Origin of the sequence: Conyzicola sp., assembly GCF_046714715.1 — a bacterium.
In the GTDB taxonomy this organism is placed as follows: domain Bacteria; phylum Actinomycetota; class Actinomycetes; order Actinomycetales; family Microbacteriaceae; genus Conyzicola.
Window position 1 is genome coordinate 1 of sequence record NZ_JBKKAD010000016.1, and the last position, 10,609, is coordinate 10,609.

11 protein-coding genes are annotated in these 10,609 nt (G+C 67.2%); 6 read left to right on the forward strand and 5 right to left on the reverse strand.

Translation table 11 applies throughout. The features are described from left to right. Nucleotides 1-130 precede the first annotated feature (130 nt). From ACLQ6X_RS01540 to ACLQ6X_RS01550, 3 genes are read right to left on the reverse strand one after another with little or no spacing between them, the layout of a single operon-like run. A complete protein-coding gene (locus ACLQ6X_RS01540) occupies nucleotides 131-1,792 on the reverse strand; it encodes a DNA repair helicase XPB (RefSeq protein WP_411698399.1) in 1,662 nt (553 codons plus the stop codon). A 9-nt stretch (nucleotides 1,793-1,801) separates the two neighbouring features. Continuing rightward, nucleotides 1,802-3,646 carry a helicase-associated domain-containing protein gene (locus tag ACLQ6X_RS01545; protein WP_411698400.1) on the reverse strand — a complete coding sequence of 615 codons (1,845 nt, stop codon included), beginning with the start codon at nucleotides 3,644-3,646 and terminating at the stop codon, nucleotides 1,802-1,804. Beyond that, nucleotides 3,633-3,899, reverse strand: a complete 267-nt coding sequence (locus tag ACLQ6X_RS01550) for a hypothetical protein (RefSeq protein WP_411698401.1) — start codon at nucleotides 3,897-3,899, stop codon at nucleotides 3,633-3,635. Before ACLQ6X_RS01550 ends, ACLQ6X_RS01545 begins: the two co-directional genes overlap by 14 nt. A 64-nt stretch (nucleotides 3,900-3,963) precedes the next feature. Here ACLQ6X_RS01550 and ACLQ6X_RS01555 point away from each other — a divergent pair, with 64 nt between their 5' ends. Together ACLQ6X_RS01555 and ACLQ6X_RS01560 are read left to right on the forward strand one after the other, a co-directional pair. Further along, on the forward strand, nucleotides 3,964-4,347 hold the full coding sequence (locus ACLQ6X_RS01555) for a cold-shock protein (protein ID WP_188511594.1): 384 nt from the start codon (nucleotides 3,964-3,966) through the stop codon (nucleotides 4,345-4,347). Beyond that, nucleotides 4,340-4,906 (forward strand): DUF3027 domain-containing protein, encoded by a 567-nt coding sequence (locus ACLQ6X_RS01560; RefSeq protein WP_411698402.1) that lies wholly within the window; start codon nucleotides 4,340-4,342, stop codon nucleotides 4,904-4,906. The genes ACLQ6X_RS01555 and ACLQ6X_RS01560 overlap by 8 nt, the downstream gene beginning before the upstream one ends. A gap of 32 nt (nucleotides 4,907-4,938) precedes the next feature. Here the strand turns inward: ACLQ6X_RS01560 and ACLQ6X_RS01565 are convergent, their stop codons facing one another. Beyond that, nucleotides 4,939-5,160: a DUF2530 domain-containing protein gene (locus ACLQ6X_RS01565; RefSeq protein WP_411698403.1), complete on the reverse strand. Its 222-nt coding sequence runs from the start codon at nucleotides 5,158-5,160 to the stop codon at nucleotides 4,939-4,941. A gap of 201 nt (nucleotides 5,161-5,361) precedes the next feature. Next, entirely contained in the window at nucleotides 5,362-6,474 is a 1,113-nt protein-coding gene (gene serC, locus ACLQ6X_RS01570; protein ID WP_411698404.1) for a phosphoserine transaminase, read from the reverse strand. A 119-nt stretch (nucleotides 6,475-6,593) separates the two neighbouring features. On the opposite strand from serC, the gene ACLQ6X_RS01575 reads away from it, so the two are divergent. The 4 genes from ACLQ6X_RS01575 (at nucleotide 6,594) to ACLQ6X_RS01590 (ending at nucleotide 10,020) form a co-directional block, all read left to right on the forward strand. Next, nucleotides 6,594-7,286 carry a metal-dependent transcriptional regulator gene (locus ACLQ6X_RS01575; protein WP_411698405.1) on the forward strand — a complete coding sequence of 231 codons (693 nt, stop codon included), beginning with the start codon at nucleotides 6,594-6,596 and terminating at the stop codon, nucleotides 7,284-7,286. Between the two features lie 216 nt (nucleotides 7,287-7,502). Continuing rightward, nucleotides 7,503-8,261 carry a C40 family peptidase gene (locus tag ACLQ6X_RS01580; RefSeq protein ID WP_411698406.1) on the forward strand — a complete coding sequence of 253 codons (759 nt, stop codon included), beginning with the start codon at nucleotides 7,503-7,505 and terminating at the stop codon, nucleotides 8,259-8,261. A gap of 307 nt (nucleotides 8,262-8,568) precedes the next feature. Next, entirely contained in the window at nucleotides 8,569-9,066 is a 498-nt protein-coding gene (locus ACLQ6X_RS01585; protein WP_411698407.1) for an HNH endonuclease, read from the forward strand. 162 nt (nucleotides 9,067-9,228) lie between these two features. Beyond that, nucleotides 9,229-10,020: a CHAP domain-containing protein gene (locus tag ACLQ6X_RS01590; protein ID WP_411698408.1), complete on the forward strand. Its 792-nt coding sequence runs from the start codon at nucleotides 9,229-9,231 to the stop codon at nucleotides 10,018-10,020. Nucleotides 10,021-10,609: the final 589 nt, after the last annotated feature.

Genomic DNA, 10,609 nt, shown 5'->3' on the forward strand with positions numbered 1-10,609 from the left:
GTGCAGGACGCGTCCTGCACAACGGGAGCTTCTGAAAGAAGTGCACGCTTCGTCGTGCTCGGCGCGATGCGGATCGAGCCCGCTACGCAGATTGAGCCTTTACGCGGATTGAGCCTGTCGAAACCCCCCGCTACGCGGCGGCGTCGAGCGTGTCGCTGTCGAGGATCGTGTAGCTATAGCCCTGCTCGGCGAGGAACCGCTGGCGGTTCTGGGCGAAGTCCTGGTCGACGGTGTCGCGGGCGACGAGCGTGTAGAAGTTCGCCGGCAGGCCGCTCTCCTTCGGGCGCAGCAGGCGGCCGAGGCGCTGGGCCTCCTCCTGGCGCGAACCGAACGAGCCGGATACCTGGATCGCCACCGTCGCCTCGGGCAGGTCCACCGAGAAGTTGGCGACCTTCGAGACCACGAGCACCTTCGTCGTGCCGTCGCGGAACGACTGGTACAGCCGCTCGCGCTCGGCGACCGGGGTGGCACCGGTGAGCGCGGGGGCGTCCAGCGCTTCGGCCAACTCGTCGATCTGGTCGAGGTACTGGCCGATAACCAGGATCTGCTCGCCGTCGTGCTTGGCGACCAGCCGCTTGACCACGTCGAGCTTCGCCGGTGCCGTGGCCGCGAGGCGGTACCGCAGGTCGTCCGCCGATGCGGCGTACTCCAGCCGGTCCTGCTGCGGCAGGTCGATGCGCACCTCGAAGCAGCTGGCGGGGGAGATGAAGCCCTGGGCCTCGATCTCCTTCCACGGGGCGTCGAAGCGCTTCGGTCCGATGAGGCTGAACACGTCGCCCTCGCGGCCGTCTTCGCGCACCAGCGTCGCGGTGAGTCCGAGGCGTCGTCGCGCCTGCAGGTCGGCGGTCAGTTTGAACACGGGCGCCGGCAGCAGGTGCACCTCGTCGTAGATCACGAGGCCCCAGTCGAGGGCGTCGAGGAGCGCGAGGTGGGCGTACTCGCCCTTCCGCTTCGCCGTGAGCATCTGGTACGTCGCGATGGTGACCGGCTTCACGTCTTTGACGAGCCCGGAGTATTCGCCGACCTCCTCCTCGGTGAGGGTTGTGCGCTTGAGCAGCTCGTTGCGCCACTGCCGGGCCGAGACCGTGTTCGTCACGAGGATCAGCGTGTTGGTCTTGCCGACCGCCATGGCTCCCGCGCCGACGAGGGTCTTGCCCGCGCCGCAGGGAAGCACGACCACGCCCGAGCCCTGCTCGAAGAAGCTGTTCACCGCGTCGGTCTGGTACGGGCGCAGGTGCCAGCCGTTGTCGGCCAGCGCGATCTCGTGCGGCGTGCCAGGGGTGTAGCCGGCGAGGTCTTCGGCCGGCCAGCCGATCTTCAACAGCTCCTGCTTCAGTTGCCCACGCGCCCAGGCCTGAACGACGTAGGTGTTCTCGCTTCGGCGCTCGAACAGCAGGGCGGCGACCTTCTTGCCCCGTGCGATCTCGGCGAGCACCGCAGCATCCGTCGCCGTCAGCAACAGCACACCCTCGTCGTCCCGTTCGATCACGAGGCGGCCGTAACGTCCGACGGTCTCGGTGATGTCGACCGACACCACCTGCGGGATCGCGTACTTGCTGTACCTCTCGAGCGTCGCGAGCATGTCGGCAGAGGTGTGCCCGGCGGCGCGCGCGTTCCACAGCCCCAGCTTCGTGATGCGGTAGGTGTGGATGTGCTCGGGGGCCCGCTCCAGCTCGGCGAACACCGAGAGGTCGTGGCGGGCGTCGTCGGCGAGCGGGTGCGCAACCTCCAGCAGAACCGTGCGGTCACTCTGAACGATCAGGGGTCCATCGGGGGCTTCGGGCGAATTCACCTCGACAGCTTAGACCGCGCTGCTGACCGAGGTGATGTGACTGAGCGGAAGCGTGCGTTCGATGTCAGCCCTGCGGTCGCGGCCGCGCAGACGTCCGCCGCCGAGGCCGGTCGGTTCCAAGACGAAGACGACGGATGAACCGTCCTGCACGGTTACGGTGACGCTGATGGTGAGGCGGGCCTTCACCGCGGCGTCCAGCTGGCGTTCGAGCCACGCGCGGTCGTTGTCGCCCGGTTCCTCGGGCGCGAGCTGCCGCAGGCGTTCGACGATGTTCGCCGCCTGGTCGACGACCTCCGGCTGCGCGAGCGCGGGCGCGCGGCGGCGGGCGATCGGCACGATCGAGCCGTCGGCGTCTTCGACGGCCACCGGGTAGCGCGCCTCGTTGAGCGACCAGAAGACGGTGGTCTCGTCGTAGCGGCTGTGCGCGCGGCCGTCGTCGCCGAGCACCAGCGCGAGCGGCGAGAGCGCCTGGTCGACGAGCAGCGCGCCGAGCAGGTTGTCGTCGGTCGAGCTGACGTAGCTGCCGGCGTCGTCGGTGCCCACCCGCACGAGCCCGTACCGGGCGGACGCGTCGGCGATGAGGTACGCGAGCGGCTGGGGGATTCCGGTGAGCGAGATCTCGCCGAGGAACTCGGTGATCGACTCCGCGGTCTCGCCGAGGGTGAGCGCGCGGTTCACGCTCGCGAGCGACACCCGGTAGCTCGACGCGAGCGCGTGGCTCTCGACGGCCGCGATGGTGCGCAGCCGGGCGTCGAGCCGCGGGGCCAGCGGGCCGGGCGACACGATCGACAGGTCGTGCTGCAGGTAGACCTGCTCGACCTCGCGCGGCAGCAGCGTCGCCATCGCGCTCGCCGCGGCATCCGGCCCGTCGGTCAGCAGAAGAGTGCCCGGTGTCGAGGGCGTGGCCTTGGCGATGATGCCGAGCAGCTCGGCGTCGCGGATGCGCGTGGTGACCCGTTCGCGCATCCACTCGCCACCCGCCGGGTAGAGCCAGGCGACGAGCGACTCGAACTCCTCGTCCCAGCGGTCGTGCGTGCGGCCGGCCAGCAGCTGGCGGATGTCGTCGGGCAGCTCGGCCAGCCACGAGGCCGCGAGCCGCGCCCACACCTCGGGCGTCGACAGCAGCAGCCACGGCGCGGCCTCGGCGGTCGCCGACCACTGGCCGCCCTCGAGGGCGACGAGGCCGGCGCGCTGCGCGATGCGCTGCAGGTCGGCGACGTCTTCGAGATTCACGGATGCTGCGGAGGCCAGCCGTTTGGCGTCGGGCAGCGCGAGCCCGCCCTTGGCGAGTTCGCGGGCCGGCTCGTGCTGGTGTTCCGCCACGAGTTCGGCGACGGCCATCGTGGTGGCGAACGCGTGATCGGCGGCCAGCCCGTCGGTCGTGGGGCGCGGCTCGGACCCGTGGTGCTCGGGCGCCCACGCGGTGGCGAGCTCGACCAGGTCGGGCAGGCCGAGCGACGGCCACTCGGCGAGCTGTTCGATCACGGCGTCCCAGGCGACGAAACCGCCCTCGTCTTCGCCCGCGAGCCCGAGACCCTGCGCGGTGGCGAGGTGCGCGGCGATCGTGTCATCCGAGACCGAGGCGCCGAGCGCTTTCAGCCGTGCGGAGATCTGCGGGAGTGTGGCGGCGCCCGCCTCGGCGAGAACGCCGAGGGTGGTGAGCGTCGGACGGTCGAGGGCCGAGAGCGCGGTCTGAACCGACGCGCCGTCGAGCAGCTTCTCGGCCAGGTCGAAGAAGTCGCCGATGCCGACGTCGCGCACCGAACGGGCGCGCAGAAGGGCGCCGAGTTCGGAGTCCCCCAACGCGCGCAGCCGACCGGCGAGCGCGAGGGTGGAGCTGCTAGTTGCCGGCATCCCTGGCCGCGCGGCTCTTGCGACGGGCGCTCACGATGACGAGCAAGACGAGCAGGAGGATCCCGATGGGGAAACCGATGTTGGGGAGGATGATGATGACCGGCCAGATGCCCTCGTCGAAGTCGCGCACGCCGAGGCCGGTGCCAGCGAGGATGGCGATAATCGCGAGTACCGACAGACCAATTGCCGACGCGAGCATATAGGCGATGATGCGTTCGTTACGATTGACATCTACCGGGGTGTTTTTGGCCACGGTACCAAGGATAGGGCCACAGTGGTGCCTCTACGATTGAGCACCATTCATAAGGAGTTACGCGATGCCAACCGGCAAGGTTAAGTTTTACGACGAAGAGAAGGGCTTCGGCTTCATCAGTGCAGATGACGGCCAGGAAGTCTTTCTGCACGCGTCCGCGCTCCCTGCGGGCACCGTAGGGATCAAGGCGGGCACGAAGCTCGAGTTCGGCATCGCAGACGGCAAGAAGGGTGCCCAGGCGCTGTCCGTTCGCGTTCTGGAGTCGCCGCCGAGCCTCGCGAAGCTCAACCGCAAGCCGGCCGACGACATGGCGATCATCGTTGAAGATCTCGTCAAGCTGCTCGACGGTATCGGATCGAACCTGAAGCGCGGACGCTACCCCGACAAGAGCCACAGCGGCAAGATCGCGCAGATGCTGCGCAAGGTCGCGGACGAGCTCGATGCCTGAGTCGACGAAGTTCGAGGTCGCCTACGCGGCCCTGCTCGAGATCACGCCGGTGGAGACCGTCGGCGACCCCGCGGGCGAGGTGGACGAGGGCGACGGCGTCGTCTCGGTGCTCTTCGACTGCGCCATGCCCGGGTACCCCGGCTGGAAGTGGACGGTCAGCGTCGCCTCGATCGAGGGCGCCGAGCCGAGCGTTCTCGAGGTCGAGCTCATGCCGTCCGAGGGCGCGCTGCTGTCTCCCGACTGGGTGCCGTGGAGCGACCGCCTCGCCGAGTACAAGGCCGCGCAGATCGCAGCCGGCGAAGAAGTCGACGATTCGGATGACACGGACGAGCCCGACGACGACGCGGACGACGACGCCGACGAGACCGACGACGACGAGTCGGACGACGAAGACGCCGACGAAGACGACGAAGACGAGGACGAAGATGACGAAGACGAGGACGAGGATGACGATGACGATCACGTCATCCACATCGTTCACGGCGGCGACGTCGACGGCATCGACATCGACGAGCTGGACCTGCCCGAGCCCGAGCTCACGTCTGACGACGAGAAGTAGCCTCGACGAGAGGTAGCCTCGACGAGAGGTAGTCAGGCCCTGTTGCGGCGGGCGTGCGTGTAGATCAGGCCGATGAGCCCGAGCACGATGCCCGTCGCGCAGGTGTAGACGAGAGCCGGCTCCGGCTGCACGATCAGCAGCACGACGAGCCCGATGATCCAGAGCGCGAGCCCGGTGAGCACGGCCTTCCGGTCGTCGGTCTTCACCGCGACGGGGTCGGGCCGGCGCTCGGAGTCCTTGAGCCACAGCTTCATGCGGCCAGCCTAATACCGTGCACACTCCTGAAACGAAGGACATCGGGCGCCCAAGGCGGCCGTCGTCCTTCAGTTCAGGAGTCTGGCGAAACGCTCCCGCAGCGACCTCACGCTGGTTGAGTAGGTCGCGCAGCGACCGTATCGAAACCCTCGAGCGGTTTCGATACAGGCCGTAGACGGCCTTACTCAACCGGCATCTACCTAGAGCGCGCCCACCACGTAGTCGATCGACGCGATCAGCTGGCGCACGTCGGCGGGCTCGATCGCGGTGAAGGTGGCGACGCGCAGCTGGTTGCGGCCGAGCTTGCGGTAGGGCTCCGTGTCGACGATGCCGTTGGCGCGCAGCACCTTCGCGATGTTCGCGGCGTCGATGGCCTCGTCGAAGTCGATGGTGACGACGACCTGTGACCGGTGGTCGGGGTTCTGTACGAACGGGGTGGCGAAAGCCGCGGCATCCGCCCACTCGTACAGCGCACCCGACGACTCCTTGGTGCGCGCGTCGGCCCAGGCGAGGCCTCCGTTGCCGTTCATCCACTCGACCTGGTTCTCGAGCATCAGCAGTGTCGCGATGGCGGGCGTGTTGAGGGTCTGATCGAGGCGCGAGTTGTCGATGGCGTTCTTGATCGAGAGGAACTCGGGGATGTAGCGGCCGCTCGCGGCGATGCGTTCGACACGCTCGATCGCGGCGGGGGAGAAGAGAGCGAACCAGAGGCCGCCGTCGGACGCGAAGTTCTTCTGCGGGGCGAAGTAGTAGACGTCGGCCTGGCTGGCGTCGAAGTCGATTCCGCCGGCGGCGCTCGTGGCGTCGATGACGGTGAGCGCGCCCGCGTCGCCGCTGACCCGGGTGACGGGAGCCATGACACCCGTGGATGTCTCGTTCTGAGGCCACGCGTAGGTGTCGATGCCTTCGAGCACCTCGACCTCGGCGCGCGAACCCGCCGGTGCATTGATGATGTGGGGCGCGCTGAGCCACGGCGCTGCCGCCGCCGCGCCGAACTTGGAGCCGAACTCGCCGAACGTGAGGTTCTCGCTGCGGTTCTCGATGAGGCCGAAGGCGGCGGCGTCCCAGAACGCGGTGGATCCGCCGTTGCCCATGACGACCTCGTAGCCCGCGGGAAGGCGGAACAGGTCGGACAGACCAGAACGCACGCGCTTGACGAGGTTCTTCACCGGAGCCTGGCGGTGCGAGGTGCCCATGATCGACGAACCGGCGCCGGCGAGGTAGGCGAGCTGCTCGGGGCGCACCTTGGACGGGCCGCAACCGAAGCGGCCATCGACGGGAAGGAGGTCTGTGGGAATCACGATCGACGACATTTCTCAATTGTAGAAGCCGCGACCGTCGTACATTCCGCCGCACGACACACAACGTCAATGAGAGGTGTTATCAAACAAGTAGTCTTAACCCAAGTACCGCGCGCTTGCTGGAGGCCTCGATGACGGATCTTGTTGATACCACTGAGATGTACCTGCGTACCATCCTCGACCTCGAGGAGGAGCACATCGTGCCGCTGCGTGCGCGCATCTCCGAGAGGCTCGGACACTCCGGTCCCACGGTGTCGCAGACCATCGGGCGCATGGAACGCGACGGGCTCGTCGTCGTCGAAGGCGACCGCCACCTCGAGCTGACCGGCGAGGGCCGTCGCAAGGCCGTGCACGTGATGCGCAAGCACCGTCTCGCCGAGCGCCTGCTGGCCGACGTGATCGGACTCGACTGGGCCTACGTGCACGACGAGGCCTGCCGCTGGGAACACGTGATGAGCGAGCAGGTAGAGCGCCGCATCCTCGAGATGCTCGGCAACCCCACCGAGTCCCCCTACGGCAACCCCATCCCCGGGCTCGACGAGCTCGGTCACGAGGCAGCCCCCGCCTTTATGGATGGCGTCGTCAACCTCGTGCAGCGGGTTTCGGGCACGTCCGAGACGGTGAGCGGTGTCATCCGTCGTCTCGGCGAACCGGTTCAGTTCGAGCCGGAGCTTCTGCAGCAGCTGCAGACCGCCGGCGTTATGCCCGGGGCGACCGCGAACATCTCCGCCGCCGGATCGTACGTTTTCGTCGCCGTCGAGGGATTCGGCGAGGGGCTCGAGCTGCCCAACGAGGTCGCCGTTCACATCTTCGTCGGGGTCTAGATTTCTCCTCGTTTCAGCTTGTTGACAGCTTCGCGTCGATTCGGCCACAACTCAGCTTCGGTCATTTAGTGTCGAACGGTCCACCGGCCGGAACTGAGGCCAGGACTCAGCGCGGGGCGTCTCGTTCACCTTTCCCCTGCGCTGGTACGTGAATATATATACGAAACGTGATGGGGCAACTGCCTAGAGTTGCCGAGGCGCAGGAGGCTACATCTCTTGTCACTGGTACCACCCGAAAACAGCGCGACCGAGAACCCGAAGAACGTCACCTCGCGTCGCGACACCCGCAATACGAAACGCACACGCAAGTCGAGTGTTCTGAGCCTCGCCGTGACCGCGGTCATCGTGCCCGGTCTGTTCGCGACCGTCGCACTTCCCGCCTACGCCTTCGCTCCCGTCGAAGACACCGCCGACCTGAAGGCGGCGGCTGCCCTTGAGGAGTACAAGGAGGCGGACGCGCAGACCGTGCTCGTCGACAAGGGCGCACCGGAGACGGAGGTCGACCGCGAATCCTTCTCGGCGACGAGCGAAGCCGAGCTGGCCGCGTCACGGCAGCGCGCGGTGCTCGCCACGAGCTACGCCTCGTACGGCGGGCCCACGTCCGAGGACTTCCTCGCCAACCCGCCGTACCCGAGCTTCGACCTCGCGCAGGTCGCGGCGGTCGGCCAGCAATACCTCGGAACCCCGTACGTGTACGGCGGCGCCGACCCGTCGGGCTTCGACTGCTCGGGCTTCATCAAGTTCGTCTACGCGCAGTTCGGCATCTCGCTGCCCCACTCGGTGAGCGGTCAGGCCGCGGCCGGCACCCGCATCGCGACCGAAGACGCCCTGCCCGGCGACATCGTGATCATGTCGGGTCACGACGGCATCTACATGGGCGACGGCAAGATCATGGACGCCCCGCGTGCCGGCGGCGTCGTGAGCATCCGCCCGATCTGGATGTCGTCGTACTACATCGTTCGCATCGGCGTTTAGCTTTCGTAACCTAAATCGGCGGACCGCTTAGTTGTGGTTCGCCGGTTTTGGGTTAACCTGTAACCCTTGGAGTTCAACGAGTTCTAGGAGAGCCGATGCACAGCGAGCGCACCATCCAAACCACGGATGTCTGCGCCTGTCTGCCCGTACGGTTCACCGGATCGCGCCACGTATTTATACGCGCGCGCACCAGCTAAGGCACTGTCACACCGACAGTGCCTTTTTGTTTGCCCGAACAACACGTTGCACCCGAGAAAACGCATGTCGAATGCCTGCAAGCCGTGCAGGCGCTTTCGGAAGGATGACGATGCGCACACTGGTATTGAACGCGGGCTACGAGCCCCTCGGCGTTGTGTCCTTCAAACGAGCTTTGGTGCTCGTGATGAATGAAAAGGCGACGATCATTGCTTCGGATGGCGAGCATCCGGTGTTTGGCTTGTCGGGTGCCTGGGACAGGCCGTCGGTGATCATTCTGCGCCGCTACGTGCGCCTGCCGAGCGGGCGCAACGTGCCCGTGTCGCGCAGGGGAGTGTTGCGCCGCGACAACAGCAGGTGCGGCTACTGCGCCGGATCGGCCACGACGATCGACCACATCACGCCCCGTTCGCGCGGGGGTAAAGACACGTGGGAGAACCTCGTGGCGTGCTGCCTGAAGTGCAACAACGTGAAGGGCGACCGCACACCCAGCGAGATGAACTGGCGGCTGCGCACCACCCCGCGACCACCGAACGGGGCGTCGTGGATGGCGCGCGGTATTGAGCGCGCGCTGCCCGACTGGGAAGAGTATCTGGCCCCCGCCGCGTGACGCGGGTTGAGCTTGTCGAAACCGTTTGAGCCTGTCGAAACCCCTCGCGCCGTTACCAATTTGGAATAATCGCTCGCGCCTGACCCCCATCTGGCCTAAGCTCGATGCTATTGCGCGGCGATCCCGTGCCAACCAAACCACTCCCCGAAGGGTCGTTTCTTCTTGGCTAACGAGCCCGTGCTGTCCACACGCCGTGCCATCGCAGCGCGCCGCGGAGGCATCAGCCTCCGCAAGCAGGCGTCCTCCGTGCTGGTAATCGGAGCGGTAGCAATGCTCGTAGCGCCCATGGCCCTGCCGGCCTTCGCGTTCGAACCCGCCCAAGAAGAGGTCGCCTACGCCGAGGTGGAGTCGGTGACCGTCGAGGTCTCCGACAGCGCCGCCCGCGTGGACAGCGATCGGGAATCGTTCTCCGCGACCACGGTCGCCGAGCTCGCCAGCACCCGGGCCGCCGCCGCCCGCGCGGCAGCTGCGGCCGCCGCCGCGTCCGCTGCTGCGGCTTCACGCTCCACATCCCTCGGCTCGGCCGTCTACAACGCCTCGTCGAGCGCGGTCGCAGCCGGTGACGACTACCCGTTCCGTGCCGGACCGCTGAAGACGCTGTCGCCACTGCGCTACATCTACCGCGAGTGCGTCGACTTCGTGGTCTGGCGCTTGAACCGCGACGCCGGAAGCACCTCGGCCCCGTGGAAGTACACCTGGGGCTACCTCACCCCGAACGGCGGAAACGCCCGCGACTTCAAGGCCGCGTGGCAGAACCACGGTTGGCCGACCAGCAACTCCCCGGTCGCCGGCGACATCGCCTGGTGGGCCAATAACCACGTCGCGTACGTCAAGGCGGTCAACGCCGACGGCACCGTGGACCTCGAAGAGTACAACGCCGTGCCGTTCACCTACAGCACGCGCACGATTCCGGCGTCGAAGGTCGACCTCTTCCTCTCGCCGCCCCCGCGCTAACCACTTCCGCCGGTTGAGTAGGTCGCGCAGCGACCGTATCGAAACCCCGTGACCTCCTCGGCTGCGCTCGAGCTACGAGCGCGCAATCCTGAGACGTGCGCGCACGCGCGCCGCACCGCGCTTGTCCCGAGAGTGCGCGGACACTCGCCGGTGGGCCGCCGAGCGGGCATTCGGATGCTTCGGCGCCAGTGTGAGACGTGCGCGGCAGCTCGAGCTGCAGCCCTTGTCCCAAACTGGCGTGCAGGCATCCGAAGCGGGTGTATCCCGGGCCGTCCGCGCAATCCTGGGACGTGTGCGCGTGCGCGCCGCACCGCGCTTGTCCCAGGAGTGCGCGGACACCGGGGAGCTGGGCCGCCGAGCAAGCTTTCGGATGCTTCGGCGCCAGTGTGAGACGTGCGCGGCAGCTCGAGCTGCAGCCCTTGTCCCAAACTGGCGCGCTCGTGACCAGCGCAGCCGCCGCAACCGCCGCAACCGCTTTCCTTGACGGCCCCCGAACGAGGGACGTAAACTGCCGCCAGTACGGAAAGCGTTTTCCACAACTTGGAGGTTCAATGTCGAATCTATTCAGCGGGTTACCCCTGCGCCTGGC